This is a genomic window from Kocuria subflava, from assembly GCF_012163155.1.
In the GTDB taxonomy this organism is placed as follows: domain Bacteria; phylum Actinomycetota; class Actinomycetes; order Actinomycetales; family Micrococcaceae; genus Kocuria; species Kocuria subflava.
Window position 1 is genome coordinate 252,029 of record NZ_JAAVUN010000001.1, and the last position, 26,582, is coordinate 278,610.

At 64.8% G+C, this 26,582-nt stretch carries 25 protein-coding genes and 1 riboswitch; of the genes, 19 read left to right on the forward strand and 6 right to left on the reverse strand.

Translation table 11 applies throughout. The features are described from left to right. Positions 1-31 precede the first annotated feature (31 nt). From GTW58_RS01140 to GTW58_RS01180, 9 genes are all read left to right on the forward strand, one after another. The gene (locus GTW58_RS01140; protein WP_119932180.1) at positions 32-3,118 is read left to right on the forward strand and encodes a Na+/H+ antiporter subunit A; all 3,087 of its coding nucleotides are present in this window, start codon (positions 32-34) and stop codon (positions 3,116-3,118) included. After that, entirely contained in the window at positions 3,115-3,645 is a 531-nt protein-coding gene (locus tag GTW58_RS01145) for a Na(+)/H(+) antiporter subunit C (RefSeq protein WP_119932181.1), read from the forward strand. Before GTW58_RS01140 ends, GTW58_RS01145 begins: the two co-directional genes overlap by 4 nt. Beyond that, positions 3,642-5,426, forward strand: a complete 1,785-nt coding sequence (locus GTW58_RS01150) for a Na+/H+ antiporter subunit D (RefSeq protein WP_119932182.1) — start codon at positions 3,642-3,644, stop codon at positions 5,424-5,426. Before GTW58_RS01145 ends, GTW58_RS01150 begins: the two co-directional genes overlap by 4 nt. Next, positions 5,423-6,055 carry a Na+/H+ antiporter subunit E gene (locus GTW58_RS01155; RefSeq protein WP_119932183.1) on the forward strand — a complete coding sequence of 211 codons (633 nt, stop codon included), beginning with the start codon at positions 5,423-5,425 and terminating at the stop codon, positions 6,053-6,055. The genes GTW58_RS01150 and GTW58_RS01155 overlap by 4 nt, the downstream gene beginning before the upstream one ends. Next, positions 6,052-6,528: a monovalent cation/H+ antiporter complex subunit F gene (locus tag GTW58_RS14955; protein ID WP_081993655.1), complete on the forward strand. Its 477-nt coding sequence runs from the start codon at positions 6,052-6,054 to the stop codon at positions 6,526-6,528. The genes GTW58_RS01155 and GTW58_RS14955 overlap by 4 nt, the downstream gene beginning before the upstream one ends. 1 nt (position 6,529) lies before the next feature. After that, a complete protein-coding gene (gene mnhG, locus GTW58_RS01165; RefSeq protein WP_052209396.1) occupies positions 6,530-6,928 on the forward strand; it encodes a monovalent cation/H(+) antiporter subunit G in 399 nt (132 codons plus the stop codon). A gap of 34 nt (positions 6,929-6,962) precedes the next feature. After that, positions 6,963-7,220, forward strand: coding sequence for a DUF4235 domain-containing protein (locus tag GTW58_RS01170; RefSeq protein WP_119932185.1), 258 nt, complete (start codon positions 6,963-6,965; stop codon positions 7,218-7,220). A 116-nt stretch (positions 7,221-7,336) separates the two neighbouring features. Continuing rightward, a riboswitch (TPP riboswitch) is annotated at positions 7,337-7,440 on the forward strand. 85 nt (positions 7,441-7,525) lie between these two features. After that, positions 7,526-8,173 (forward strand): ECF transporter S component, encoded by a 648-nt coding sequence (locus GTW58_RS01175; protein ID WP_119932186.1) that lies wholly within the window; start codon positions 7,526-7,528, stop codon positions 8,171-8,173. A gap of 2 nt (positions 8,174-8,175) precedes the next feature. Next, entirely contained in the window at positions 8,176-10,587 is a 2,412-nt protein-coding gene (locus GTW58_RS01180; protein WP_304999790.1) for an ATP-binding cassette domain-containing protein, read from the forward strand. A 70-nt stretch (positions 10,588-10,657) separates the two neighbouring features. On the opposite strand, the gene GTW58_RS01185 is transcribed toward GTW58_RS01180, so the two are convergent. The 3 genes from GTW58_RS01185 to GTW58_RS01195 form a co-directional block, all read right to left on the reverse strand. Beyond that, positions 10,658-11,251: a nucleoside/nucleotide kinase family protein gene (locus GTW58_RS01185; RefSeq protein WP_119932187.1), complete on the reverse strand. Its 594-nt coding sequence runs from the start codon at positions 11,249-11,251 to the stop codon at positions 10,658-10,660. 3 nt (positions 11,252-11,254) lie between these two features. After that, the gene (locus GTW58_RS01190) at positions 11,255-11,773 is read right to left on the reverse strand and encodes a low molecular weight protein-tyrosine-phosphatase (protein ID WP_119932188.1); all 519 of its coding nucleotides are present in this window, start codon (positions 11,771-11,773) and stop codon (positions 11,255-11,257) included. Positions 11,774-11,878: 105 nt separating this feature from the next. Next, a complete protein-coding gene (locus GTW58_RS01195; protein WP_119932189.1) occupies positions 11,879-13,378 on the reverse strand; it encodes a hypothetical protein in 1,500 nt (499 codons plus the stop codon). Positions 13,379-13,628: 250 nt separating this feature from the next. Here GTW58_RS01195 and dnaK point away from each other — a divergent pair, with 250 nt between their 5' ends. The 4 genes from dnaK (at position 13,629) to GTW58_RS01215 (ending at position 17,873) form a co-directional block, all read left to right on the forward strand. Next, a complete protein-coding gene (gene dnaK / locus GTW58_RS01200) occupies positions 13,629-15,485 on the forward strand; it encodes a molecular chaperone DnaK (RefSeq protein WP_119932190.1) in 1,857 nt (618 codons plus the stop codon). Between the two features lie 105 nt (positions 15,486-15,590). Then, on the forward strand, positions 15,591-16,196 hold the full coding sequence (locus GTW58_RS01205) for a nucleotide exchange factor GrpE (protein WP_119932191.1): 606 nt from the start codon (positions 15,591-15,593) through the stop codon (positions 16,194-16,196). A gap of 197 nt (positions 16,197-16,393) precedes the next feature. Then, positions 16,394-17,392 carry a DnaJ C-terminal domain-containing protein gene (locus GTW58_RS01210; protein WP_119932192.1) on the forward strand — a complete coding sequence of 333 codons (999 nt, stop codon included), beginning with the start codon at positions 16,394-16,396 and terminating at the stop codon, positions 17,390-17,392. A gap of 25 nt (positions 17,393-17,417) precedes the next feature. Continuing rightward, positions 17,418-17,873, forward strand: a complete 456-nt coding sequence (locus tag GTW58_RS01215; RefSeq protein ID WP_047690317.1) for a heat shock protein transcriptional repressor HspR — start codon at positions 17,418-17,420, stop codon at positions 17,871-17,873. 52 nt (positions 17,874-17,925) lie between these two features. On the opposite strand, the gene GTW58_RS01220 is transcribed toward GTW58_RS01215, so the two are convergent. Then, a complete protein-coding gene (locus tag GTW58_RS01220; protein ID WP_119932210.1) occupies positions 17,926-18,591 on the reverse strand; it encodes a MerR family transcriptional regulator in 666 nt (221 codons plus the stop codon). Positions 18,592-18,671: 80 nt separating this feature from the next. Here GTW58_RS01220 and GTW58_RS01225 point away from each other — a divergent pair, with 80 nt between their 5' ends. Then, positions 18,672-19,184 (forward strand): DUF4188 domain-containing protein, encoded by a 513-nt coding sequence (locus tag GTW58_RS01225; RefSeq protein ID WP_119932211.1) that lies wholly within the window; start codon positions 18,672-18,674, stop codon positions 19,182-19,184. On the opposite strand, the gene GTW58_RS01230 is transcribed toward GTW58_RS01225, so the two are convergent. Continuing rightward, positions 19,145-21,157: a BCCT family transporter gene (locus GTW58_RS01230; RefSeq protein WP_119932193.1), complete on the reverse strand. Its 2,013-nt coding sequence runs from the start codon at positions 21,155-21,157 to the stop codon at positions 19,145-19,147. The two genes, GTW58_RS01225 and GTW58_RS01230, sit on opposite strands and share 40 nt — an antisense overlap. A 126-nt stretch (positions 21,158-21,283) precedes the next feature. Here GTW58_RS01230 and GTW58_RS01235 point away from each other — a divergent pair, with 126 nt between their 5' ends. Beyond that, positions 21,284-21,541: a ribbon-helix-helix protein, CopG family gene (locus GTW58_RS01235; RefSeq protein WP_119932194.1), complete on the forward strand. Its 258-nt coding sequence runs from the start codon at positions 21,284-21,286 to the stop codon at positions 21,539-21,541. Next, a complete protein-coding gene (locus GTW58_RS14465; protein ID WP_119932195.1) occupies positions 21,538-21,777 on the forward strand; it encodes a DUF4258 domain-containing protein in 240 nt (79 codons plus the stop codon). Before GTW58_RS01235 ends, GTW58_RS14465 begins: the two co-directional genes overlap by 4 nt. Positions 21,778-21,790: 13 nt before the next feature. Here the strand turns inward: GTW58_RS14465 and trmB are convergent, their stop codons facing one another. Continuing rightward, complete coding sequence (gene trmB / locus GTW58_RS01245; RefSeq protein WP_119932196.1) at positions 21,791-22,585, reverse strand: tRNA (guanosine(46)-N7)-methyltransferase TrmB; 795 nt, start codon at positions 22,583-22,585, stop codon at positions 21,791-21,793. Positions 22,586-22,682: 97 nt separating this feature from the next. Between trmB and GTW58_RS01250 the strand changes: the two genes are divergently transcribed. The 3 genes from GTW58_RS01250 (at position 22,683) to GTW58_RS01260 (ending at position 26,521) form a co-directional block, all read left to right on the forward strand. After that, complete coding sequence (locus GTW58_RS01250; RefSeq protein ID WP_119932197.1) at positions 22,683-23,903, forward strand: multidrug effflux MFS transporter; 1,221 nt, start codon at positions 22,683-22,685, stop codon at positions 23,901-23,903. A 280-nt stretch (positions 23,904-24,183) separates the two neighbouring features. Further along, positions 24,184-25,617 (forward strand): alanine/glycine:cation symporter family protein, encoded by a 1,434-nt coding sequence (locus tag GTW58_RS01255; RefSeq protein WP_232817926.1) that lies wholly within the window; start codon positions 24,184-24,186, stop codon positions 25,615-25,617. A 70-nt stretch (positions 25,618-25,687) separates the two neighbouring features. After that, on the forward strand, positions 25,688-26,521 hold the full coding sequence (locus GTW58_RS01260) for a D-hexose-6-phosphate mutarotase (RefSeq protein WP_052209426.1): 834 nt from the start codon (positions 25,688-25,690) through the stop codon (positions 26,519-26,521). The last annotated feature ends 61 nt before the right edge of the window (positions 26,522-26,582 follow it).

Consider the following 26,582-nt stretch of genomic DNA (forward strand, 5'->3'; position numbering starts at 1 on the left):
CTCCCGCGTACGTGTCGGCTTCGGAGGTCCCATGCTCGCAGTGCTAATCGCCCATGCTCTGGCGGCGCTGCTGGCACCCCTGATTTTCCAGCGCATCGGCCGTAACGCGTTTTACCTGTTGGCAGCCGTCCCCGGGGTCTCCTTCATCTGGCTGCTCCTGCAATGGCCTGCCGTCCGCGACGGTCAGGACCCCACGCAGCTGGTCAACTGGGTGCCTGCACTGGAGCTTGAACTCGCCTTCCGCATGGACGCGCTGGCCTGGGCCACCTCCCTGCTGGTGTTGGGTGTGGGCAGCCTGGTGCTGGCCTACTGCGCCCGCTACTTCTCCCCGGACTCCCCGGACACCGGAGGTTTTGGTGCCCAGCTGGTGGCTTTTGCCGGTGTGATGTTCGGCCTGGTCACCTCAGATGACCTGATGCTGATGTTCATCTTCTGGGAGATCACCTCCGTGCTCTCCTTCCTGCTCATCAGCTACGCACGCACCCGTATGTCTGCCCGCCGTGCCGCCATACAGGCCTTGGTGATCACCACTGCCGGTGGCTTGACCATGCTGGTGGGCGTGGTCATGTTGGGGCAGCTGGGCGGGACGTACCGAATCTCCGAGCTGCTGGCCAATGCACCGCAGATCATCGCCGAACACGAGGCCATGATCTCCGTGGCCATGGCGCTGATTCTGGTGGGCGCTGTCACCAAATCTGCCCTGATCCCGTTCCACTTCTGGCTGCCGGCCGCCATGGCAGCCCCCACCCCGGTCTCCGCCTATCTGCACGCCGCCGCCATGGTCAAGGCGGGTGTGTTCATCGTGGCGCGCTTTGCCCCCGAGTACGCGCAGACCGACGCCTGGCAGCCCATGATCATCATCTTGGGCCTGGGCACCATGCTCTTTGGCGGCTGGGTGGCACTGCGTCAGTACGACCTCAAGCTCATTCTGGCCTACGGCACCGTCAGCCAGTTGGGCTTCCTGATCCTGATCCTGGGGCAAGGAACTGCCGACGCCGCTCTGGCGGGTCTGGCCCTCATGCTGGCCCACGGTTGCTTCAAGGCCACCCTGTTCCTGGTGGTCGGCATCATTGACCACGAGACCGGTAGCCGTGACGTCCGCAAGCTTTCCGGGCTGTACCGGCCCATGAAGGGCTTGTTCGTGATCGCCCTGATCGGTGCCGCCTCCATGGCCGGGTTCCCGCTGCTGGGCGGATTCGTGGCCAAGGAATCCGTGCTGGAGGGGCTGCTGCACTCCGTGGAGGTCAACGGGGACCCCGCATCCTGGATCCGCCTGGTGGGTGTGCTGCTGGGATCGATCCTCACCGTGGCCTACAGCTCCCGATTCGTCTGGGGCGCCTTCGCCACCAAGCGAAGCGAATTCGCTGACCTTCCCGTGGGTGCCGACGGCCGTCCGGTGCGCACCCCCACCCACAGCGTCTCCTGGGCCTTCCAGGCTCCGGCAGCCGTATTGACCGTGGTCACCATTGCTTACGGCCTGTACCCCGGACCGGTGGAGACCTTTCTGACGCCCTGGGTCAACACCTTCGACGGCGAAACCACCACCTACCTGGCGTGGTGGCACGGTCTCACCCCGGCGCTGGGTCTCTCCGCCGGCGTCCTGGTGATCGGTCTGGTGCTGTTCTGGTTGCGGATCCCCGTGGCCAAGTTCCAGAATGCGTTGCCGCACCTGCCTGCCGGTGAGCGGGTCTACCGCGGTGTGATCGACGGATTGGACCGATTGGCCGTCAAGGTCACGGGCAGCACCCAGCGTGGTTCGCTGAGCTTCTACCTCTCCGTGATCCTGGTGACCGCAATCGTGGTGCCGGTGGTGGCACTGTTCCTGGAGGAGACCCCACCGCTGGGTGCCATGCGAGTGGCCGACTCCTGGGGCCAGGTGATTGCCGGAGCCATCATGGTGGTGGCAGCACTGGCTGTGATCAAGGTGCAGAAGCGCTTCCTGGCCGTGCTGCTGGTCTCCGTGACCGGCTTTGGCATGGTGCTGATCTTTGCCCTGCAGGGCGCCCCGGACCTGGCGCTGACTCAGATGCTGGTGGAGACCATCGCGCTGGTGGCCATCGTGTTGGCACTGCGTTCCCTGCCGGCACCTGTGTGGCACGGCAACAAGGACCGTTCGCGGGTGCCGCGGGCCATTGTGGCCGTGACCTTTGGCGTGTTCATGATGCTGCTGGCAGCCTTCTCCATGGCCTCCCGGACCGCGTCCCCGATCTCCCTGAACATGCCGAAAATGGCATATGAGCTGGGCAACGGCGCCAACGTGGTCAACGTGATCCTGGTGGACATCCGAGCCTGGGACACCTTCGGTGAGCTCACCGTGGTGGTGGTGGCCGCCACCGGCGTTGCCTCCCTGCTGTTCGTCCAGGGCCGTGGTGACCGTCTGGTGCGCCGTGCCGTTGCCCCTGACACCGCGCAGTTGGAGAAGATTCAGAATCGTGCCACCCAGGCGCTGGGCCCTGACGGGTACCGCTCCGCGCGCAACTTCAGCGTGGAGCCCTCCAGCCCCTACATTCTGGCAGGCAAGACCGTTGCCCCGGAGATCCGTTCGATCGTCCTGGAAGTCATCACCCGACTGCTCTTCCACACGATCATGCTGGTCTCCCTGTACCTGCTGATTGCAGGCCACAACCTCCCCGGTGGTGGCTTTGCCGCAGGGCTCACGGCCGGTCTGGCACTGACCCTGCGTTACCTGGCCGGTGGACGCTACGAACTGGAACGTGCCACCCCCATCAACGCCGGCACCATGCTGGGCCTGGGCCTGGCCATCTGCTGCCTCTACGCCGTGGTGCCCGTGTTCTTCGGCGGATCGATCATGCAGAGCTACACCCTGGCCGCAGATCTGCCGCTGTACGGCCACACCTACGTGGTGACCTCCGTGATCTTTGACATCGGGGTGTACCTGATCGTGATCGGCCTGGTCCTGGACATTCTGCGGTCGCTGGGCGGTCATGTGGATGAGCAGCATGAGGACGAAATCATGCGGCGTCGTCGTCGTGCCCAAGGAAAGGGTGCGCGGATTCGTGTGACCCGCGGCCCGGCTTCGGATGCCGGTGCCACCGGGACGGTGACCGTGACCCGGGAAGAACCGGTTGAACTGGCAGAGGAGGACTCCGCACGATGAGCGTCAATCTGACTCTGCTGGTGGTCATGGGTGTGCTGTACACCGTGGGCGTGTACCTGGTGCTGGAACGCTCCCTGACCCGGGTGCTGTTGGGCGTCATGTTGCTGACCAACGCCACCAACCTGCTGATCGTCCACGCTGCCGGAATGCCCGGGTTGGCGCCGCTGTATTCATCGGATGTGGACCCCCAGGACTACACGGACCCGTTGCCACAGGCGTTGGTGCTCACGGCCATTGTGATCGGCCTGGCCGTCACGGCCTTCCTGCTGGGTCTGATCTACCGCTCCTGGGTGCTCTCCCGCCGTGACGTGATCGCTGACGACGACGAAGACCGCCGCGTGGCCACGCAGTCCTCCTTCATCGACGAGGAAGACGCCGAACTGCCGGAGGACACCTCCGAGTTCGACGACGAACAACTCGAGGCCAACGAACGTGAAAGTGAGTTGCGCCACCAGCGTGAGGTGGAGTGGGCGCAATCGCAGAAGCATGACCGTGAGAACAACGACCGGGACGGAGGACAGCGATGACGATCGACATTGCTCAGCTGGCCCCGTTGGCCATCATCGTCCCGTTCGTGGGCGCGGCCCTGTCCTTGGTGCTTTTCCACCGCAACCGGATGCAGCGCGTGGTGGCCATCGGCGCGTTGGCGTTGTCCTTGGTGGTGGAGGTCCTGGTCCTGGCCAAGACCTGGGACGCCCCACCCACCTCGGTGAACCTGGGCGGATGGGAGGCGCCGTTCGGGATCGTGCTGATGGTGGATCAGCTTTCTGCCGTGATGCTGGTGGTTTCCACCATCGTGTCCCTGGCGGTGCTGATCTACGCCACGGGTCAGGGTGTGGCCGATGGTGATGCCGAAGGCCCCATTTCCATCTTCTACCCCACGTTCCTGATCCTGGTGGCAGGTGTTTCCAACGCCTTCCTGGCGGGGGACCTGTTCAACCTGTACGTGGGTTTTGAGATCTTCCTGGTGGCCTCTTACGTGCTGATGACCATGGGTGGCACCACACAGCGAATCCGTGCCGGTGTGACCTACGTGGTGGTCTCCATCATCTCCTCGGTGCTGTTCCTGATTGCCATCGGCATGATCTATGCCGCCACGGGCACCGTGAACATGGCTGATCTCTCCATCAAACTCGCGGAGCTTCCGGCCGGAACCCAGATGCAGTTGCACCTGATGCTGCTGGTGGCCTTCGGCATCAAGGCCGCCGTGTTCCCGCTGTCCTTCTGGCTGCCGGACTCCTACCCCACGGCCTCGGCCCCCGTCACGGCAGTGTTCGCGGGTCTGCTGACCAAGGTGGGCGTGTACGCGATCATCCGTACGGAGACCTTGCTGTTCACGGCGGACCGGATCAACACGCTGCTGATGTGGGTCTCCCTGCTGACCATGGTGGTGGGCATCCTGGGTGCACTGGCCCAGATCGACATCAAACGTATGTTGTCCTTCACGTTGGTCAGTCACATCGGTTACATGATCTTTGGCATTGCCGTGGGCACCACCGCTGCCTATTCCGCCGTGGTGTACTACGTGGCTCACCACATCATCATCCAGACCAGCCTGTTCCTGGTGGCGGGATTGATCGAGCGCCGCGGCGGGTCCACCAACACGGATCGCCTGGGTGGCATGGCGCGCTTGGCTCCCGTGCTGGCCCTGCTCTACATGATCCCTGCCCTGAACCTGGGCGGCATCCCGCCGTTCTCCGGGTTCCTGGGCAAGATCGGGCTGTTCCAGGCCGGCGTTGACGTGGCCACCTGGCAGACCTACGTGGTGATCGCTGGTGCCGTGCTGGCCTCTCTGCTGACCTTGATCGCCATGATGCGTGTGTGGAACCGCGTGTTCCTGCGCACCCCGGATGACGCCGATTTCCCCGACCCCGTCCTGCTGGCCACCACCCGTGAGGGCCACTGGGGAGCCGGCGCGCACCAGACCGTGACCAGCCGCAACGGGGATCCGGCGCAGAGTGTGAGCCTGCTGCCGCGTCTGATGGTGTGGCCCACCACCGGCCTGGTGGTGGTGGGTGTGGCCCTGACGGTGTTCGCTGGGCCGCTGTTTGCCGTGGCTGACAACGCCGCGGAGAACCTGACCAACCCGGAGGCCTACGTGCAAGCCGTGTTCGGCGCGGAGGGCCAGCCGGGCGGTGCTGTGGAGAACGGTGCAGATGACGGCGACGCCGGCTCAACCGGTGGCACCGGACTGCCCGGTGGTACGCAGTACGGCAATGGTGAGCAGGAAGGGTTGCAGGTGGACATCTACCCCGGGAACACCGCCAGCCCTGAACCGTCCGGAGCTGCAACGGAGGAGGCGCCATGAGCGGTGCAACTGCACAGGACAAGGTTCGCCGCCGCAATCACCGGTTCATCGTGGAGATTCCGCTGATCCTGTGGTTGGTGGCCGTGTGGGCGATCTTGTGGGGCGAGTTCAACATCACCAACCTGACGGTGGGTGTGATACTCGCGCTGTTGGTCACCCGGGTCATGGCACTGCCGCCGGTGACCCTGTCCCACCGGTTCAACATCTTCCACGGCCTGGTCATGGGCATCACCTTCATCTACCAGGTGACCAAGGCCAGCTTCCAGGTGCTGTGGGTGGCCATCAAGGAAGGCCCCAACGTCCGCAGCGCCATTGTGGGGGTGCAGTTGCGCACCGGCAATGACCTGTTGGTCACGGCGGTTGCCAACACCACGGGCCTGATCCCGGGTTCGGTGCTGATCGAGGTGGACCGTTCCACCGGCACATTGTTCTTCCACGTGCTCAACGTCAAGAACGAGGCCGAGGTGGAGTCCTTCCGCCAGGTGGTTCTGGACACGGAGGCCGCATGGATCCGCACCATGGGCAATGAGCACGAACTGGCTCTGCTGCACGCCGAGGACGAGCGCCTGGGCAAGAAGAACCCCATGGCGGTGCTGCATGCACCCGAGCAGTCAGGAGACCGGTCATGAACTCGATTGTGTTGCTGCTGGCCGTTGTGCTGCTGGCCGGTGCCGCAGCAGGTGTGCTCTACCGCTTGGTCAAGGGCCCGGCACTTTTGGATCGTGTGCTGGCCAGTGACGTCCTGTTGGCCATTGTGGCGGCCGCGGTGTGCGTGGACATGATCTGGCAGAAGAACACGGACTACCTGACGTTGACTGTGATGATCTCCTTGGTGGGCTTCCTGGCTTCCGTGACCTTTGCGCGTTTTGTGCAGACCCGTCCGTCCCAGCACCCGGATGCCGGGCGCAGCCGCTCCGAGTGGGAGGATGCCGAGGCGCCGTCGCGAGGCAATGAGCCCGGGACCGGCACCGGGGAGATCACCATCATCCATTCCCCGCAGACCGCGCGGGAGGCAGCCACCGGACCGTCGGTCGGCACCAGTTCCCACGGACAGGCTGCTGCTGGGTCGGATGATTCCAACGCCGGTGAGGGGGGACGCTGAGATGGATCTTGTCCTGGATGTGATCGGTTCCATCCTGCTGTTGGTGGGATGTCTGATGTCCTTTGCCGCCGGATTGGGCCTGGTGCGACTGCCGGACGTACTGACCCGGATGCACGCGGCCACCAAGCCGCAGGTGCTGGGGCTGCTGTGTGTGCTGCTGGCCGTGGTGATCATGAACCGGGCCTGGGAGTTGTTCCCCTTGGCCATGCTGGGCTGGGTGTTCATGTTGCTCACGGCCCCGGTCAACGCCCACATGGTGGGCCGGGCCAGCTACCGCAGCAAGCACGTCAAAGAGGAGGGCGTCACCAAGGACGAACTGGCCTTGGCACTCAAGGGCAACACTCCCGTGGAAACCCGCGTTGAGCAGATTGCTGACGATCCCGACGTCCAGTCACGCTAGGGTTGAGACGAACAATCCCGTTGAAGGAGAGAGCATGAACGACAAAGTTTTGGGTCTGGTGGGCACTGCTGCTTCCATGGCCGGCGTGACCGTGGCCAACAAGGGTCTCACCGCCGTGTGGGGCAAGATCACCGGCAACGAGCCCCCGGCCAAGAACCCGGATCCGGAGGAGCGCTGGGCTGACATCCTCCTGTGGGCCGTCATCACCGGTGTGGTGACCACCGTGATCAAGGTGGCCGTGACCCGCCAGGTGGCCAAGATGCAGGGCGACGGCAACCAGATCGGCGCCTGAGCACCACTTCTCACCGACGACGCCGGAGCCCCGGTGGCCGCCCGCACGCTCACCTGAGCTGTGGGTCAGCAACCGGGGCTCCGGCGTCGTTGTGTGCTTGCTAGAGTGTGGATGCACTGCAACGACAGGGGAGCGCGCGAGCGCTGAGAGTGCGGGAAACCGCAGACCCTCGAACCTGATCCGGTTAGTACCGGCGATAGGGAGTCGAGTATCTCGAGGTGCCTGGAGCTTTGACGAGCCCAGGTCGCCTCCCCCTCCTGAACGCACCAGGCGGCCGGTGCCCGCCACGGACCAGGAGGAATCCCATGAACAAGACCACCACGTCAGTGACCTCTGATACAGCCGGTCCCAGCGCAGCCGCCGGGGCGCGCGGCACAGGGCCCGGTCGATCCCGTCTGCAATGGCGGGTGGTGGACATCGTGGTGCTGGCGGTCCTTGCGGCCGCCTGCGGTGTGATCTTCTGGGCCTGGTCCAATCTGGTCTACCCCCTGATCACCAGCGCGGCGGTGGCCTACCCTCCGGCTTCGGGGCTCATGATGGGTGGCTGGCTGATTGCCGGCACCCTGGGTGGGCTGATCATCCGCAAACCGGGTGCAGCGGTGGTCTGTGAGCTGTTGGCTGCGGTGTTCCAGGCGCTGTTGGGAACCCATTTCGGGATGCTGGTGCTGGTTTCCGGTGCCATTCAGGGCTTGGGCTCCGAACTGATCTTTGCCACCACCGGTTACCGCCGATTCGGCCCGTTGGTGGCCACTGCGGCCGGAGCGCTGGCGGGTCTGTTCGGCAGTGTCTCCGAGTGCATCATCTACTACTACGAATGGCCGCTGGCTCATCAGAGCGTGTACGTCGTCTTCGCCACCGTCTCGGGCGCGGTGATTGCCGGGATTCTCATGTGGGCCCTGACCCGGGCTCTGCGTTCCACGGGTGTGCTCTCCGCACTGTCCTCGGGGCGTTGACGGTGAGCGGTGCTGAACTCACCGTTCGGAACTTCTCCTGGCATCACCCTGGCCGCACCCACCCAACCCCTGCGGGGCTGACTTTCAGCGTTGAACCGGGGGAGAAAGTGCTGGTGGTTGGGCCCAGTGGCGTGGGGAAGTCCACGTTGCTCCATGCGCTCAGCGGGGTGCTGGAGGCAGGTCCGCAGGATGCTTCCGCCACCGGTGTGGAGGGTGCGGGGATCTCAGGACCCAGCGGCCAGTTGCTGGTGAACGGGGTGGAGGCCGATCAGCGCCGGACCGTCACGGGCTTGCTGCAGCAAGATCCTGAATCCGGGATCGTGCTGGCACGCGTGGGGGATGACACCGCCTTCGGCCCGGAGAACCTGGCTGTGGGAGTGGATCAGATCTGGCAGCGGGTGGGCAGCTCCCTGGATGCCGTGGGCCTGGACGTGGCGCTGGACCGGCAGACGGATGCGCTCTCCGGTGGCCAGCAGCAGCGCCTGGCCCTGGCCGGTGTCACGGCCATGCAGCCGGAGCTGCTGCTGCTGGATGAGCCAACCGCCAACCTGGATCCTGAAGGGGTACGCACCGTGCGCGCCGCGGTGGAATCGGTGGTGGCCACCACGGGGGCCACCATGCTGGTGGTGGAGCACCGCACAGAGGTTTGGGCGGATCTGGTGGACCGGGTTCTGGTTCTGGGCCCGTACGGCGTGGAGCATGACGGCACCCCGGAGCAGATCTTTGGCAACCCTGACCTGCGCGAGTCCTTGATCCGGCAGGGGGTGTGGCTTCCTGGACGGTCCGTGCCTTCACCAGGTGCGGCCACGGCATCAACCACGCATGGCGGTTGCCCGGATGCTGCCCCGCCGGAAGCGCTGCTGAGCCTGCGGGGCCTGGAAGTCTCCCGCCACCAACCTTCCTCCCGCGCCCTGGCCCAACGACGACGTCGAATCCGTGCCTCCCGCACCGTGCCCCACCATGCGGTGGCCGCAACCCCCGTTGCCGAACCCGTTGATTTCACCGTTCGCCGCGGTGGCGCCACGGCTGTCACTGGGGTCAACGGGGCGGGCAAGTCCACGCTGGCTCTGACTCTTGCCGGCCTGCTGGTGCCGGCTGGGGGAACTGTCACGGCGGAACCCGCATTGGCGCGCGGGGCTGTCACGGATCCATCCGCATGGTCAGGCCCGGAACTGTTGACCCGGATCGGCACGGTGTTCCAGGAACCGGAACACCAGTTCTTGACCAACACTGTGCGCGCCGAACTGGCTGAAGGCCCCAGGAGGGCCGGCTGGGAGCCGGAGCGGATCCAGGCCACGGTGGACGGATTGCTGGAGCGGTTGGAGCTGACCGAGGTGGCCGACGCCAACCCGTTCACGCTCTCCGGTGGACAGAAGCGGCGGCTGTCCGTGGGAACGGTGATGGCGGCGGCCCCAGATGTGCTGGTGTTGGATGAACCCACGTTCGGTCAGGATGCCCGCACATGGTGGGCCGTGGTGACGTTGCTGGCCGATCAAGTGGCGGCCGGGCGGGCCGTGGTGGTGGTGACCCACGACCGGGACCTGATCCAGGCCTTGAACGCCACAGAACTTCAGGTACACCCGGTGGCAGCCGTTGCGCAGGCCGACACCCCTGCCGAGACTCCCGCGGTGCAGTTGCGGGGTTGGCTGGCAGGCCGCGATGCCCTGACCAAGCTGGTGTGCGCCCTGTTGCTGACCATCCCGCTGGTCATCTCTGCGGATCCCGTGACCTCCGGTGTGATCCTGGTGGGGGAGCTGGTGACTCTCAGCGTTGCCGGACAGCGTCCGTTGCGGCTTCTGGCGGTGGCCTGGCCCATTGTGGTGGCGGCCTTGCTCTCCGGATGGGGCACGGCACTGCTGGCGGAGAACTCAGGGGCCACCTTGCTCCATGCGGGCCCTGTGGAGATCTCGGAAGGTTCCTTGGCGGTCGGAGCCGCCATCGCGCTGCGCGGTCTGGCCCTGGCGCTGCCGGGGTTGGTGTTGTTGCTGACCACAGACCCCACGGACCTGGCCGACGGTTTGGCCAGGACGGCAAAACTCCCTGCCCGGTTCGTGATTGCTGCCCTGGTGGGATTGCGACTGATGACCGTCATGATCCGCCAGTGGCACGTCCTGGTGACGGCCAGGCGAGCTCGGGGCGCAGGTGCCTCCCGGAACCCTCGCATGATGCTTCAGGAGCTGTGGGGACGCGGTTTCGGGCTGCTGGTGCAGTCCTTGCGCCGTGCCACGCGGCTGGCGGTGACCATGGAGGTCCGTGGTTTCGGCTCTGTGGTGGCTGCCAAGCACCGCACCTGGGCCCGGCCCATTCGGCGCACTCGCGCTGATGCCGTGCTGCTGGCACTGACCGTTGTGTTGGGCTTGGGTGCCGTGAGCATTTCAGCGGTGACTGGGGCCCAACGTTTCATCTGGCAATGACCGTCTTGCCACAGGGATCAACGTGGTGGTTGCCCTGGGCCGGGGGCCAGATCGGTGCTGCGCACCGCCCTCAGGCCGTGGGGCCCGGTTGGATGATGTCTGCGCTCTCCCACACGGGATCAGCTTCCAGGTACTGGGACTCCTGTTGCGCCCAGCGCTCCCAGAACTCCTGGTAGGTGTTGCCGTCGCGGCTCAGAGCTCGGGTGCGGCGCTGGCTCTCCGGAAGCTCCACCCACACGGAGACGTCCAGGACTTCCCTGGCCACCCAGTTGCACGCGCCCACACCTTCCAGGATCACGATTTCAGCGCACCGGGTCAGTCTGGGACCTCCGGGGGAGTCAGCCAGCCAGTCCCATGCGGTCCAGTAGGCGTCCTGCTCCTCGCGCAGGCAGGCCAAGATGGAGTCGTTGTAGATCTCTATGCCCTGGGCCAGCCCGTCCCACCCGGGGTAGATGTCCTCCAGGTGGAAGGTCACCACGTCCCGGGTCACGGAAAGCACCTCGGAGAGCTGCTGGGCCAAGCTGGTCTTGCCGGCCCCGGAGCGCCCGTCAATGCCGATCAGATGCGGTTTGCGGACGGGATTTCCCAACTGGTGCACCAGGGCAAGACCCGATGGGTTGCGCTCGGCAATGCTGGGGTCCATCTGAAGCTCGACGTCCTGCACGCCTCAGTCCTCCGAACCCGTTGGGTTGCCCCGGTCGAGTTGGTCCCGAACATGGCCCACGATTCCGGGCAGGGCCTCGGAGATCATCTCCCAGGTGTCCTCGAATCCCGCGGCGTGGCCGTACCAAGGATCCGCAATGCCCTGGCTCTCGATCGCTTCTGCGGCCACGGCGGGGTCAAAGGAGCGGTACATGCGTACCTTGGCCCGCGCTTGGTCATCCGGTGCCATGGAGGTGAGGGCCCGGTAGTGCTGCACGTCCATGGCCAGGACCAAGTCGTGGTTGGAGAACCACTCGGTATCAAAAGTCTGTGCACTGTGGCCGTGGGGATCCAGTCCAACGCGTTCCAGGAGGCGCTGGGCGCGGGGATCGATCGGGTTGCCCAGTTCTTCGTCGGAGATCCCGGCGGAGTCAACGGCAACGTGGTCTGCCAGCTTCGCGTTCTGGAACGCGCGGCGTAGAGCCACCTCGGCCATGGGTGATCGGCAGATGTTGCCGGTGCACACGGTGGCGATTCGGTACATGCCCTTCAGTTTAGGCGTTCCGTATCTGCCCGTGAGCCGTGCAAGCCCGAGTTCCGGGCCTGCACGGCTTGCACGGCGTAACGATTTGGCAACCCGACCGTGGGCTCACTGGTAGCTGACGAACCAAGGCTTGGGGTCGACGTCGTAGGTCTCTTCCGGGCTGAACACGGGAGTGTCCTCGTCATAGAAGTTCTTCCACGCCATCCAGATGCCCTCCGGCAACCCGTTCTGCAGGGCCTCCCAGGTGGCCATCTTCAGCTCCGGACTCCCGTGGCCGTCAGCGTGCAGCGTAATGGCCAGCTCGTCGTGGGCGGTGTTGATCTGCTCCCGGTCCGTGATCATGGCCAACTTGAATTGGTGGAGGATCAGCACCTTCTGAGGCAGGTTGTTCTCAGCTGTGAGCTGGGCCAGCCAGTCGGAGACCTGGTTGATCTCATCAGCACTGACGGAGCCGATCTGTTCCATGTGGCGCTGACCGTCCTCCAGGCGCCACTCCGGGTCCAGAGCCAGGCCCACGTGCGGTTCCCGCAGCAGGTCCTCATACCGCTGGGCCTGGGACAAGAAGTCCACCCGGCCCGGTTGCAGGTCCAGGACCACGTACACACCGGCTTCCCCGGCGGCATCGATCCAGGGACGCAGGGTTTCCGGGTCCAACTCGTTGGTGTAGTTGCCGTCGGCTCCGGGTTCGGCGGAGGCAATGGTGGTGATGATCTCGAACGCCGGGATCACCTGCTCGTCGCTGTACGGCTGGTATTCGCGGGCCATCTCCTGCACCAGCTCAATGGTGGCATCCACGTCCTGCTCACCCAGGACTCCAAGTGCTGAGGTTCCGGGGGAGCCGTACACGGCGATCATGCGCCGTCCGGGAAAGGCCAGTTGACCGCCTCCGGGCAACTCGGCCGTGGTGTCCTGGGCGGCTTGCATGCGGGATTCCACGTCCTGGGAACTTCCGAAGCTCTCACCCAGGGCCAGGATGTTGTGGTCATCGGCGCTACGGGCCACCTCCACGGAATCCCCACTGACCCGGGGATCGCCACCCGGGACCTCCACCGCCGTGCCGCCGGCTGCGTTGACGGTGGCCACAGCAGCTTCAGTTGCTGCCGCTGCCTCCCCGTCCGTGTCCTGGGCTTGAGGATCAATCAGCACGACGCCGGTGCTCGCCTCCTGCGCCACGCTCACCTCCGGCAGATCCAGTTGATCCACCTGGGAGTCGGCCTGCACTTCCACCACGTCGCGGTCACCGATCTCCGGGGCGGACTCACCCTGGGCAACGATCACCGTCTGAGCCTGGAGTCGGTCAAGTTCCTGGCCCAGGGCGTCGTCGTCACCGCTGATCAGCAGCGGCACCTGCAGTTCCTGGGCCACCTTCCCCACATCGGAGACGGACTCCGGAGAGGAGACCACCACGGTCTGGGCGCGCGTGAAGGCCAGGTTGCTGGCAGCAACGGAGGTCTGCGTTGCGTTCTGACCGGGATCGGTCAGGACGGTCACCTCACCGGTGTCATCCGTGAACTGGACATCGGTGTTCTGGGATCCACCAGTGCCGCAGGATGCCAGGACAAGGCTCAGGGTCACGGTGCACGTGGTCAGGAGGGGGCGCTTCATGGGGGCCTCACGGGTGCTGGGGGGGACAGGAAACTCCAGCCTATTTGCGCAGCTTGCTGACAAGAATGGGGCGGCAACCCGCAGTGACGGAGAACACAGGCCAAACTTGACATGAACTGACTCAACTTTATTGACAGCTGATTCAGAAGGTCTATTCTTGAGTAAGGACAACTCAAGATTTGAGACCTCCGGGTCGCAGTGCGGCCCGGTTGCAGACTAGACAGCCCGTGAGGGCAGAGGAGGAATGGGAATGTCCCGTGCAGTAGGAATCGACCTCGGTACCACCAACTCGGTCGTCTCGACCCTCGAAGGTGGCGACCCCGTCGTCATCGCCAACGCCGAAGGTGCCCGCACCACCCCGTCCGTCGTCGCCTTTTCCAAGGACGGCGAGACGCTGGTGGGCGCCACGGCCAAGCGTCAGGCGGTCACCAACGTCGACCGCACCATCTCGTCCGTCAAGCGCCACATGGGCACCAACTGGACCCAGGAGATCGACGGCAAGAAGTACACCCCGCAGGAGATCTCGGCCCGCACGCTCATGAAGCTGAAGGCCGACGCCGAGTCCTACCTGGGTGACAAGGTCACGGACGCCGTGATCACCGTCCCGGCGTACTTCAACGACGCCGAGCGTCAGGCGACCAAGGAGGCCGGTGAGATCGCGGGCCTCAACGTCCTGCGCATCGTCAACGAGCCCACCGCGGCGGCCCTGGCTTACGGCCTGGAGAAGGGCAAGGAGGACGAGCTCATCCTGGTCTTCGACCTCGGTGGCGGCACCTTCGACGTCTCCCTGCTGGAAGTCGGCAAGGACGAGGACGACTTCTCCACCATTCAGGTGCGCGCCACCGCCGGTGACAACCGACTGGGCGGTGACGACTGGGACCAGCGGATCGTCGACTGGCTGCTCGAACAGGTCAAGTCCAAGACCGGTGCGGACCTGTCCAAGGACAAGATCGCCCTGCAGCGTCTCAAGGAGACCGCCGAGCAGGCCAAGAAGGAACTCTCCTCGGCCTCCTCGACCAACATCTCCCTGCAGTACCTCTCTGTGACCCCGGAGGGTCCCGTCCACCTGGACGAGACCCTGTCCCGCGCCAAGTTCGAGGACCTGACCAGCGACCTGCTGGCCCGGACCAAGAAGCCGTTCGAGGACGTCATCAAGGAAGCCGGCATCAAGCTCTCCGACATCGACCACGTCGTGCTCGTGGGCGGTTCCACCCGCATGCCGGCCGTGGTGGAAGAGGTCAAGAAGCTCTCCGGTGGCAAGGAGCCGAACAAGGGCGTGAACCCGGACGAGGTCGTGGCCATCGGTGCCGCCATCCAGGCCGGTGTGCTCAAGGGCGACCGCAAGGACGTCCTGCTGATTGACGTGACTCCGCTGTCCCTGGGCATCGAGACCAAGGGTGGCGTGATGAACAAGCTGATCGAGCGCAACACCGCGATCCCCACCAAGCGGTCGCAGGTCTACACCACCGCCGAGGACAACCAGCCGTCCGTGTCCATCCAGGTCTTCCAGGGCGAGCGCGAGTTCACCCGGGACAACAAGAACCTGGGCACCTTCGAGCTGACCGGTATCGCACCGGCCCCGCGCGGTGTGCCGCAGATCGAGGTCACCTTCGACATCGACGCGAACGGCATCGTGCACGTGTCCGCCAAGGACAAGGGCACCGGCACCGAGCAGTCGATGACCATCACCGGTGGCACCTCCCTGTCGCAGGAGGACATCGACCGCATGGTCAAGGACGCCGAGGCCAATGCCGAGGCCGACAAGGCTCGCCGCGAGGCCGCCGACATGCGCAACAACGCCGAGCAGCTGGCCTACTCGACCGAGAAGCTCATCAAGGACAACGACGAGAAGCTCTCCGAGGACGTCAAGACCGAGGTCCAGGGCGACGTCGACGCCGTCAAGACTGCTCTCGAGGGCGATGACGACGACGCCGTGAAGTCTGCGGTCGAGAAGCTGCAGGGCTCCATGGGCAAGATCGGTGAAGCCGTCTACGCCCAGCAGGACGCCGGTGCCGAGGGTGCCGAGGGTGCTGCTGCCGGTGCGGCTCAGGACGACGAGGACATCGTCGACGCCGAGGTCGTGGACGAGGACGACGACAAGAAGTGACCGGTGGGTCCCGTCGGTGCCGCCCGCGACACATGGCCGCGTGCGGCACCGACAGGGACCGGTCCTTCTTGTCCGTCATCTCGTTCCCACACGGAAGGTAGAGACATGAGCACTTCACCCGAAGAGCCCCAGAACCCTGAGCCCCGGGGTGGTGAGCAGGAGACCCCGCTGACGGCGGAGGAGATCCTGAACGCCGAGCAGACCGACGAAGCCCGCACGGCCGACCAGGCGGAAGGCGCGGCCGGCGACCACGATCCGGCGGTCGCGGGGGATGCCACCTCGGCAGAGGACAACGAGTTCGCTCGCTTGGCCGAGGACCGCCTCGAAGACCTCCGCCGGTTGCAGGCCGAGTTCATGAACTACAAGAACCGCACGGACCGTGAGCGCGCGCAGTTGCGTGACCACGTGGTCGGCGAGGTTCTGGGTTCGCTGATCCCGGTCTTCGACGACATCGACGCGGCTCGCGCCGCCGGGGATCTGGTCGACGGCCCGTTCGCCGCCATCGCGACCAAACTCGAGTCCCTGCTGGACAAGCAGGGTCTGGAGCGCATCGGTCAGATCGGTGAGGCCTTCGACCCCAACGTCCACGAGGCCGTGCTCCAGCAGCCGGCCGACGGCGTGGAGTCGGATCACATCTCCATGGTGCTGCGGTCAGGCTTCCGCGTCGGCACCCGCGTGGTCCGCGCCGCACAGGTCGCCGTCGCCCCCTGAGCGGGGAGCCGGTCGGGTCCCGCCAGGGGGCGTGACCGGCCGCGGGCACGACGACGGCCGGTGAGCGGGAGGACCCGCGCGCCGGCCGTCGTCGTAACCTCCCCGTCCCGGAACTCACGCGGAACAGCCGCGCAGAACCGCCACACAGCACAAACACACAGAACAATCCCCACGACCTGCCCCTGAAAGGAGGCGTCATGGCCAGCCAGGACTGGATCGACAAAGACTTTTACGACGTGCTGGGCGTCTCCAAGGAGGCGACCGATGCCGAGATCAAGAAGGCGTACCGGACGCTCGCCAAGAAGTACCACCCTGACCGCAACGCCGGGGATGCCGCGGCGGAGCAGAAGTTCAAAGAGATCTCGGAGGCTCACGACGTCCTCTCCGACCCCGAGGAACGCAAGGAGTACGACGCGATCCGTGCCATGGGTACGGGTGCCCGGTTCGCCGGCGGCAGTGACGGCGCCGGGTTCGAGGACCTCTTCGGCGACGTCTTCGGAGGCGGGCGCACCCGTGCGCGCTACTCCACGGGCGGTGCCCAGAACATCAATGTCGAGGACCTCTTCGGTGGAGGCGGTTTCGGGGGCTACGGTGGCGCCGGTGGCTACACGGGTGGTTACGACCCGCGTTACCAGGCACCGCAGCCCAAGGGTGAGGACATCACCACCAGCACGGTGATTCCCTTCCGTTCCGCGATGGAGGGCACCACGGTCAAGCTGCAGCGCGGCAACGGTTCGACGACCACCGTGCGCATTCCGCAGGGCGTGCGCGACGGACAGAAGCTCAAGGGCAAGGGCAAGGGCCACACGGGCCCGGGTGGCAACGGGGACCTCATCCTGACCGTCAAGGTGGGGGAGCACCCCGTGTTTGCGCGGCGTGAGGGCACCGACGACCTGTCCGTGACCGTGCCCGTGAGCTTCCCCGAGGCGGCATTGGGGGCCACCATCAAGGTGCCCACGTGGGACGGCCATCAGGTGTCCCTCAAGGTCCCCGCCGGTACCAGCTCCGGACGCAAGTTGCGGGTCAAGGGCAAGGGTGTGACCACCAAGAAGGGCACCGGCAACTTGATCGTGACCGTCGAGATCGAGGTCCCCAAGGACCTCGACGACGACGCCCGGCAGGCCGTGGAGGCCTTCGCCGCGGCCACCGCCGGCCACGACCCGCGGGCGCGCCTGATTGCGCGGGCCGGCGAATGAGGCGGGAACGTCAGGAGGGACAGAGATGACCGATCACAGCGAGGAACGCGCGCTCTTCGTGATCTCCGTGGCGGCCGAACTCGCGGACATGCACCCGCAGACCTTGCGCCAGTACGACCGCCTGGGGCTGGTCCAGCCCACCCGTGCCCCCGGGCGGTCACGGCGCTACTCCCAACGTGACATCGACAAACTGCGGGAGATCCAGAAGCTCGCCCAGGACGGGATCTCCTTGGAGGGGATCAAACGCATCATGCAGTTGGAGAACCAGGTGGCCGCACTGCAGCACCGCGTCACGGAGCTCACGGATGCCCTGGAGACTGCGCGGGACCAGTTGGATCACGACCACAGTGTGTGGGCGGCCTCCCCAACGGGTGAGGTGGTGCGTTACCCGCGTGGCTCCCGCCCGCCGGGTACCCCGCCCCGGCCCAAGTCCCGTGCCCTGGTGCTGTACCGTCCGCGCCGCACGGACTCCGGGCAGTGAGCACTGGCGTCATCATCTGACCGGGTGCTGTGGTGCCTACTGCGCGGGTGGATCAGTCCGTGGGTGGCTGCCTGGCTGTGATGGACAGGTGCTGTTGGGCCAATCTGCGCAGAATCTTGAGGACCGGGTCCACCAGCAGGGTTCCCAGGATCACCTGGTGGACGGCCCGGGCAGGATCAGCAGGCAGGGAGTTGATGTCCACGCGCGCGATTTTCTCCGCGGCGTCCGCGTAGACATGCAGTCGGCTGGCATCCACCCCCAGATCTGCTTGATCGCAGGCATCCCAGGCTTCATCCAACTGATCGATCAACGGATCCTGGGGATTGATGGTCCATTCACGTTCGGACAACCACCGGCGCGCACGGCTCGGCTCCTGTGAGTCCGGGCCGTCTGTGCTTTCGGCAGCCGGCGGTTCGTGACCCGGCGCCATGGTGGCCACGTCCGCGTTCTCCAAGGCGCGTTGGGCAGAACCCAGCAGGCCCAAACGCTCGATCTGGGGGTTCTCCAAGGTCTCCAGCACGCGCTGCACGGCATCAAGTTTGAGTTCTCCCACCTCCGTGAGGGCGCGCACCAGGCGGACACGATCCACGTGGGTGTGGTCGTAATCGGCTTGAGTGCGGGAAAGCTGACGTCCTGGTTGCAGCAACCCCTTGCGCAAATAGAACTTCAGCGTGGCCACCGGAACACCGGTTTGTGCAGAAAGCGCGGAAATTTTCATGATCACCCCTTGACGTTGGATAGTCTAACTCTCCAATATTGGATACTGTAACTATCCAGATGGTGACACCGGAGGCTGCCATGACCACCCCCTTGACTCACGCGCACACCGGCGGCGTCGTCGTTTTTCAGATCGGGATGACCGTGAAAAAGCCGCACAGGCCTGACTTGTGGGGGCCGGTGGCGCTGGCAATGTCCAGAATGCAGACCGAACTCAAGCGCAACATGGCCCAGGCCGAGCGGGGTGAGGCCGAGGATTTGGGCTTCATGGGTGGGGTCAATCTGCTGGGCGCCAGGGGACCCTGGTGTGTGCAGTACTGGCGCAGTGTTGAGCAGCTCTACGCCTATGCGGCCGACCCCCACCACGCACATCTACCGGCCTGGCGGAAGTTCAACCAGGCGGCACGCAAGAACCCGGGTGCTGTGGGGGTCTGGCACGAAACCTATGTGGTGGCCGAAAGCGGCATCGAGACCCTTTACGGCAACGGTGCGGTGGTGGGCCTGGGGGCCATGGCCGGGACCGTGCCGGTGGCCAAGCGTGGCCTGAAAGCTGCTCAGCGGTTGGGCTCGGCCCCGGACTCGCGCGTCAACTGATCCGGATCCACCTGGGGGATCTCCCCGGTGTAGGTGCCGGTTTCGTAGTCGTAGTCCAGGGGATTGCCGTCCTCATCCGTGCGCTGGTACCACTGCGTGTACTCGGGAGCCGCGGAGTCAAAATGCGCGGCTGTGGCCCACTTCTGATTGGCCCCGGAGGCGCGCTGAACACCCAGCATGAAGTCATCCCCGTAGTCATCAATGCCGTGACGCACCGCCTTGTCCAGGGCCCACCGGGTGTACTGGTCGCGCAGGATCAGGGGATCGCTGCGGAGGTCCTTGTGCAGTGCGAACACCATGGCGAACATGATCAGCGTGAACGGCAGCGCCGTGACGGTGATCAGGTTCTGCAGGCCCGTCAACGCGGATTCACCGCCCACCAGCAACATCACGACGGCGATGCCCGCCATGCACAGTCCCCAGAACACCGTGATCAGTTTGCGGGGTTCAGGGTCACCGCGCTGGGACATCTGGGAGGTCACCACGGAGGCGGAGTCTGCGGTGGTGATGAAGAAGATGGCCAGCATCAGAATCACCAAAATCGCCATGATGCCCGCCCCGGGCAGGGTGTCCAGCACCACAAAGAAGATCTCCTCAGGCGCGGGCAGGGAGTCGATGGTGCCATCCGGGGCAATGGTCTGGTTCTCCAGCTGTGCGCGGATCGCGGTTCCACCCACAATGGTGAACGCCAGAACCACAATGGTGGAGGGGATGAACAGCACCCCAAAGATGAACTGCCGGATGGTGCGGCCACGGGAAATCTTGGCCACAAAGATCCCCACGAACGGCGCCCAGGAGACCCACCACGCCCAGTAGAAATTGGTCCAGGCGGAGAGGAACGCCTCCATCTCCGGGCCGTCCGCCATGGAGGCCGAAAGCATGGTCGGCAGTTCCGCAAAGTAGGTGACCACCACGGACGGAATGAAGTTCAGCAGGAAGGCCGTGGGGCCCAGGACAAAAAAGAACAGGGCCAGGAAGATGGCCAGGACCATGTTGATGTTGGACAGCATCCGGATCCCTCGGGCCACCCCTGACACGGCGGAGGCGATGAACCCTGCCGTCAACACGGCAATGATGATCAATGCCACGGCGTTGCCGCCCTCCCCCCAGCCGGTGACAACCTCCACGCCACGCCCGATCTGCAGCGCACCGATGCCCAGGGCTGCCGCCGTGCCGAACAAGGTGGCGATGATCGCCAGCATGTCGATCACCCGCCCGCCCCAGGTGTCGGTCTTGCCGTCCCGGAAGAACGGTGCGAACACGGAACTCATCAGCGGCACCCGACCGCGGCGGTAGGAGGTGTAGGCAACAGCCAGGCCCACCAGGGCGTAGATGGCCCAGGCGTTCAGTCCCCAGTGCAGTGCGGCCTGAGCCGAGGCCAGCTTGACCGCCTCCTGCGTGACGGGATCCACTGATCCTGGGCGCGGGGAGAGAAAGTAGGTCATGGGTTCGAACGGACCGAAGAAGATGATGCCGATGCCAATGCCGGCCGCAAAGAGCATGGCCGCCCACGATGCCGTGGAGTACGTGGGCTTGTCCTCGTCCAGCCCCAAGGGGATGCGACCGTACTTGGACAGCGCCAGGTACAGCAGATAGACCGGCAGGATGATGGCCAGCGTGCTGAAGGCCCAGCCCAGATTCCCCATGGTCCAGGTCAGGGCGGCAGATGATGCCGTGGTCAGGGTTTGCGTGCTCAGCACACCCCACAGGATGAAGCCCAGGATCAGTGCGCCCGCCACACCGGAGACAAATCGGTCCACGCCGTAGCGGTTCTTCTGATCATCCACCGTGATGCCCGGAACCAGCGCGGGGTGGATGTTGTGCGGGTAGTTGATCTCATCCAGGAAGGACCTGGCGAAACCCGGCCGGTACGTTCCCCAGCGGATGTGCGGCGTGGAGGCCTGCTCTGCGCCTGCTGGCTTGCCGTCGGGGGAGGGTGCGGGGTGGGCGTCGTCGTTGTGTCCTGCGGGCATGGGGTGCTCAGATCCGTAGACAGTGTGGGCTGTCCAAGGTTAAGCCACAGCATGCTGATGGTTGCGTCTTGAGGTGATGACTCACCAAGGGTGGCGGCATGGTGATTTACGTATTACTTTAATTGCATGATTGAGCAGGAGACCATCGCTGGCGTGCCAGTGACTGAAGCGCAGATTGCAGTTTGGGCTGCCGAGGCCGAGGCAGGATACGACGCTCAAGTTTTGAAGAAGCGAGGCCGTGGGCGTCCAGGTCGCGGTGCCAAGCCGTCTCAAGTTGTTGCGTTGCGGCTGACTGTCGACGAGATTGCTGCGCTCGACACCCGGGCCGAACGCGAGGGAAAGTCTCGCTCCGAGGTGATCCGGGACGCCTTGGCTTCCACGTGAAAGTCCACACGTCGGCACGAATACACGGGATCAGCCCTGAGGACATCGTCCAGGCGGCGACATGGCCAACTTGGATTGAAGACCTTGACGACGACAGTCCGAGTAGGCAGCTCCGTCTCGGCTTCGACACTCGTGGCCGCATGCTGGAAACGGTTGTCCTCGTTTTCGACAGCGGCAATGAACTTGTCATCCACGCGATGAAAGCACGACCCCAAATGCTTGATTTGCTTCCCTGAACCAGTGCTCAGCTCAGTCCGTACGACGCCGGTAGGTCAGGTCCCGCGGGATGCGCCCGGCCTCGCGCGCCTTGCGTTCAAAGCTGGTGAGGGTGCGGCCCTCCCAGCGCGGGGCCCACCCCTGGTCCGGGGCCGAGTCCGTGGCCAGAGGACCGGGGTTGAGATTCTCGAACCGGCCGTCGGCCTCGATGACCTGACGCATCTGGATGGCGTACTCCTGCCAGTCCGTGGCCAGGCGCCACGTGCCGCCGGGCTTGATCACGGAGGCCACCTGGTCCACAAAGTGTGCGGAGACCAACCGCCGCTTGTGGTGCTTTTTCTTGTGCCAGGGATCCGGGAAGAACACCCACATCTCGTCCAAAGAAGCCGGCTCCAAGAAGTGGTCAAGAACCTCCGGGGCGTTGGCTTGCACCGCGCGAACGTTCTGGGACCCGTTGGCCGCTGACTTCATCAGCAGATCCGCCAGTCCTGGCGTGTAGACCTCCACGGCCAGGAAGTCGTGCTCCGGCACCTCGGCTGCACGGTGGGCCATGGCCTCACCCAAACCGGACCCGATTTCCACCACCAGCGGCGCCATGCGCCCGTACACCGATTCCTGGTCAAAGCTCGCATGCTCCGCAACGGAGGTGTCCGTGACCTGCCGGGGAACCTGCAGGATGCGCGATGGCGCCCACTGCTCCCACGCCTTTTCGCGGCGCGGGGTCAGGCGGTCGCCACGGCGCACGAAAGACAGCGGTTTGCGGTGGAACTTCTCGGGGACCTCTGAGGACTGGGAGGCATCGGATGCTGGGGTGTTGGTCTCACTCATCACCGCCAGAGTCTAGTCAGGGCTTAGCCTGGGGAGGTCCCACCCCACGTCTTGGGCATCGGACACTGCACCTCACCCGTTGTGATTGGGACTTTTCATGCGCGTTTCCTCCCGGCTGGGTCTGGCTCCGGGGCCGGACCGGGTGTTTTTTCTGCTGGCGCTGGGTGTGCTCAGTGCAGTCAGCCCCATGGCAACGGACATGTACCTGGCCTCCATGCCTGCCTTGGCGCAGTTCTACGGGGCACCGGCCTCCACCATCCAACTCTCCTTGAGCACCTACATGGTGGGCATGGCTGTGGGCCAGTTTCTGTTGGGGCCCATCTCCGATGTCTGGGGGCGCCACCGTCTGTTGGTGGCAGGCACCTCCGTGTTCCTGCTCTCCAGCCTGGGAATCGTGTTCTCCACAGATGTCACGGTGCTGCTGGTGTTGCGCGCCATACAGGGTTTTGCCGGTGCAGCCGGGGTGGTGATTGCCCGCGCCATAGTTTCAGACATCGCAAGCGGCATTGAGGCCGCCAAGCTCTACTCCCTGCTGGGCACCATCGTGTCCGTGGCACCGATTGTTGCTCCCGTTCTGGGCGGATTGATCGCCACATGGGCGCCCTGGCAGGTGGTGTTCTGGGTCCTGGCCGGATTCGGTGCCCTCATGGTGGCCTGCGTGGTGTTCGTGATCCCAGAAACCTTGCCACCACAGCGGCGTCGTGACGGCGGCATCCTGGGCACGCTGGGACTGGCCGGTGTCGTGGTGCGCAACCGCCCGTTCATGGCCTGGGCGGTGGCCATGTCCTTGAGCTTCGGTTCGCTGTTCTCTTACGTGTCAGCATCCTCGTTCGTGATGCAAAACGTGGTGGGGCTCTCCTCCATGGGCTACAGCCTGGCCTTTGCCGCTGCAGCATTCGGCTCGGTGGTGGCCGGGCTGGTCAACGTGCGGCTCCTCAACCGTTTCACCCCTGCCCAGATCATGATCGCCGCCCTGGCCGCCCAAGGGCTCATCAATGCTCTGGGTCTGGTTGGTGTCCTGGTCAACGCTCCCGACTGGACCATTGTGGTGCACACGGTCACCGCACAGACATGCGTGGGTTTCATGATCGGCAACGGCATTGCCCTGGCCCAGGCTCAGGTTCCCGGGCGTGCTGGATCGGGGTCGGCCGTCCAAGGTCTCATGCAGTTCATGGTGGGAGGTGCTGTCAGCCCTCTGGCCGGCCTGGGCGGGGAACACACGGCACTGCCCATGAGCATCCTCATGTTCGTGTTCACCACCGCTGCCCTGGCCACAGCACTCTTGGCATCCCGTCTCTCGGAGCCCCACAATGCCTGATTCAGGGTGCGTCCCGGTGGAGTCGTCGTCGTCGAACGGCCGGAGGATGAGGCAGCCGGTGGCAATTGCGGCGCAAGTAACAAGGCGGCAACGGTGTGTGTGGTTAGATACGCGAGTGACGAGCGCCATACGGCGGGGTCGCCGTTCGTCCACCCTCCACCTTCCTCACCTGTGTGAAGCGACCCCTGAGAGGAACTGAACAGTGAATGATCTGATTCAGAATCTGTTGGGTCAGTTCTCCGGAATCGGCACCTATTGCTTCACCCCCGGACAAACGGACATCGCGGAATGCTTCGGCTCCGCAGCGGGCATCATCTGGGGTCCGTTCCTCCTGATCCCGCTGCTGCTGGTCACGGGTCTCTACTTGAGCATCCGGCTCGGTTTCATACAGATCCTCAAGCTCGGCCCCGCCCTGCGGCTAGCACTGTTCGAGCGCAAGGACGCTGACGCACCCGGTGGTGACGTCTCCCAGTTCCAGGCCCTCACCACGGCCCTGGCTGCCACGGTGGGTACCGGCAACATCGTGGGTGTGGCCACTGCCATCTCCATCGGTGGCCCCGGTGCGCTGTTCTGGATGTGGGTGACCGGCATCTTGGGCATGGCCTCCAAGTACTCGGAAGCTTTCCTGGGTGTGCGCTACCGCACCACGGATGCCAAGGGTGAAATCTCCGGTGGTCCGCAGTACTACCTGCAGCGCGGCATCCGCGGCGGATTCGGCAAGTTCCTGGCCCTGTTCTTTGCCGTGGCCGCCGTGCTGGCCTCCTTCGGCATCGGCAATATGACCCAGGGCAACTCCATCTCCGGCAACGTCTCCGAATCCTTTGGCATCCCCACCTGGATCACCGGTCTGGTGCTGGCCATTATGACCATGGTGGTTCTGGTGGGTGGCATCAAGTCCATCGGCCGCGTGACTGCTGCGTTCGTGCCCGTCATGATCGTCTTCTACGTGCTGGGCGCCCTGTTCATCCTGCTGGTCAACGTGGGGGACATCCCCGCAGCCATCGCCTTGATCTTCACCGATGCCTTCACCGGCACCGCTGCCGTGGGCGGATTTGCAGGCTCCGCCATCATCTTGGCCATCCAGATGGGTGTTGCCCGCGGCATCTTCTCCAACGAGTCCGGCATGGGTTCTGCGGCCATCGCCGCAGCCTCCGCCCAGACCACCCACCCCGTGCGTCAGGGTTTGGTGTCCATGACGCAGACCTTCATCGACACCATCATCGTGGTCTCCTGCACCGGTCTGGTGATCATCACCACCGGTGTGTGGGAGCAGGGCAGTGACTTTGCGGCCACCATGACCGGTGAAGCCTTCACCCACGGTCTGCCCGGTGCCTGGGGGCACATCATTGTGACTCTCGGCCTGGTGATGTTCGCTTACTCCACCATCCTGGGCTGGGCTTACTACGGTGAGCGCTGCATGGAGCGTCTGGTGGGCCGCGGGGGTGTGATGCCGTACCGCGTGGTGTTCTCCATTGTGGTGTTCATCGGCGCCACTATCCCGCTGGCCGCCGTGTGGAACTTTGCTGACGTGATGAACGGCCTGATGGCACTGCCCAACCTGCTGGGTCTGCTGATCATGTCCGGGCTGATCGTGCGCGAGACCAAGCATTACCTCAAGAACGATCCCAAGCTGCGTGCCGGCAAGTCCGAGGTGGACTTGTTCATGCGGGGTCGCGACGGCGGTATCGACACCTATGAGGTCATCGGCCGCTGAGCTGCTTCCTCCCACGTAACGCCCCCGGTGACCGCTCAGGTTGCCGGGGGCGTTGCCATACCCTGGGGGCATGACTGCACTGCAACAGCCCCTTGCCCTGGCCAATGATTCCGGGATCGCCACCGTGTACCACCAGGGCGCTCATGTGGCTTCCTGGACGCCGTCGCGGCAGGATCCGGTCCTGTTCGTGTCACGTCAGGCGAATTTTGTGGAGGGCAAGGCCATCCGCGGCGGTGTGCCCATCTGCTTCCCCTGGTTCGGCCCCGGCCGCAACGGTGACCGCACCCCCGCCCACGGGTATGCCCGCACCACGCCGTGGCGTCTGGTTTCTTGCGACGACGCCGTGGCGGTGTTCGCGCTGTCCCAGGATGATTTCTCCGATGAGGCCCGCCAGGCGTTTCCGTATCCGTTCGCGTGTGAGTACACCGTCACGGTGGGCTCCACTCTGACGTTGGAATTGGCAACGACCAACACCGGGTCTGAGCCGTTGGAGATCGAAGAAGCTCTCCACACCTACCTGGCCGTGGGTGATCTCCGCTCCGTGAGTGTGGACGGCTTGGACGGGGTGGACTACGTGGACAAGGTCACCGGCCAGGAGTCCGTGCGCCAGGAGGGCCCTGTGACGTTCACCGGGGAGACTGATCGTGTCTACCGCAGCGGTGAGCCTCTGGTGGTCAACGATCCTCTGCTGGGGCGCAAGCTGCACATCACCATGACTGGTGCTGCCAACACGGTGGTCTGGAATCCATGGACGGAGAAGGCCAAGGAGATGGGGGATTTTGCGGACGAGGAGTGGACGCAGATGCTCTGCATTGAAGGCGCCAATGCCCTGGACGACTTTGTGACCGTGGCCCCCGGGGAGACTCACCGAATCACGTACAGCATTCAGGTGGAGACCGTCTGACCTCTTGCTGCGGAGGCGTCTGAGCCTCGACGGTTGAGGCCGAGCATGCACTGAGCGGTGG

Excerpts from the sequence above, each read along its gene's own strand:
- GTW58_RS01140 (WP_119932180.1), top strand. The coding sequence starts at position 32 with ATGCTCGCAGTGCTAATCGCCCATGCTCTGGCGGCGCTGCTGGCACCC.
- GTW58_RS01145 (WP_119932181.1), top strand. The coding sequence starts at position 3,115 with ATGAGCGTCAATCTGACTCTGCTGGTGGTCATGGGTGTGCTGTACACC.
- GTW58_RS01150 (WP_119932182.1), top strand. The coding sequence starts at position 3,642 with ATGACGATCGACATTGCTCAGCTGGCCCCGTTGGCCATCATCGTCCCG.
- GTW58_RS01155 (WP_119932183.1), top strand. The coding sequence starts at position 5,423 with ATGAGCGGTGCAACTGCACAGGACAAGGTTCGCCGCCGCAATCACCGG.
- GTW58_RS14955 (WP_081993655.1), top strand. The coding sequence starts at position 6,052 with ATGAACTCGATTGTGTTGCTGCTGGCCGTTGTGCTGCTGGCCGGTGCC.
- mnhG (WP_052209396.1), top strand. The coding sequence starts at position 6,530 with ATGGATCTTGTCCTGGATGTGATCGGTTCCATCCTGCTGTTGGTGGGA.
- GTW58_RS01170 (WP_119932185.1), top strand. The coding sequence starts at position 6,963 with ATGAACGACAAAGTTTTGGGTCTGGTGGGCACTGCTGCTTCCATGGCC.
- GTW58_RS01175 (WP_119932186.1), top strand. The coding sequence starts at position 7,526 with ATGAACAAGACCACCACGTCAGTGACCTCTGATACAGCCGGTCCCAGC.
- GTW58_RS01190 (WP_119932188.1), bottom strand. The coding sequence starts at position 11,773 with ATGTACCGAATCGCCACCGTGTGCACCGGCAACATCTGCCGATCACCC.
- GTW58_RS01195 (WP_119932189.1), bottom strand. The coding sequence starts at position 13,378 with ATGAAGCGCCCCCTCCTGACCACGTGCACCGTGACCCTGAGCCTTGTC.
- dnaK (WP_119932190.1), top strand. The coding sequence starts at position 13,629 with ATGTCCCGTGCAGTAGGAATCGACCTCGGTACCACCAACTCGGTCGTC.
- GTW58_RS01205 (WP_119932191.1), top strand. The coding sequence starts at position 15,591 with ATGAGCACTTCACCCGAAGAGCCCCAGAACCCTGAGCCCCGGGGTGGT.
- GTW58_RS01210 (WP_119932192.1), top strand. The coding sequence starts at position 16,394 with ATGGCCAGCCAGGACTGGATCGACAAAGACTTTTACGACGTGCTGGGC.
- GTW58_RS01215 (WP_047690317.1), top strand. The coding sequence starts at position 17,418 with ATGACCGATCACAGCGAGGAACGCGCGCTCTTCGTGATCTCCGTGGCG.
- GTW58_RS01220 (WP_119932210.1), bottom strand. The coding sequence starts at position 18,591 with ATGAAAATTTCCGCGCTTTCTGCACAAACCGGTGTTCCGGTGGCCACG.
- GTW58_RS01225 (WP_119932211.1), top strand. The coding sequence starts at position 18,672 with ATGACCACCCCCTTGACTCACGCGCACACCGGCGGCGTCGTCGTTTTT.
- GTW58_RS01230 (WP_119932193.1), bottom strand. The coding sequence starts at position 21,157 with ATGCCCGCAGGACACAACGACGACGCCCACCCCGCACCCTCCCCCGAC.
- GTW58_RS01235 (WP_119932194.1), top strand. The coding sequence starts at position 21,284 with ATGATTGAGCAGGAGACCATCGCTGGCGTGCCAGTGACTGAAGCGCAG.
- trmB (WP_119932196.1), bottom strand. The coding sequence starts at position 22,585 with ATGAGTGAGACCAACACCCCAGCATCCGATGCCTCCCAGTCCTCAGAG.
- GTW58_RS01250 (WP_119932197.1), top strand. The coding sequence starts at position 22,683 with ATGCGCGTTTCCTCCCGGCTGGGTCTGGCTCCGGGGCCGGACCGGGTG.
- GTW58_RS01260 (WP_052209426.1), top strand. The coding sequence starts at position 25,688 with ATGACTGCACTGCAACAGCCCCTTGCCCTGGCCAATGATTCCGGGATC.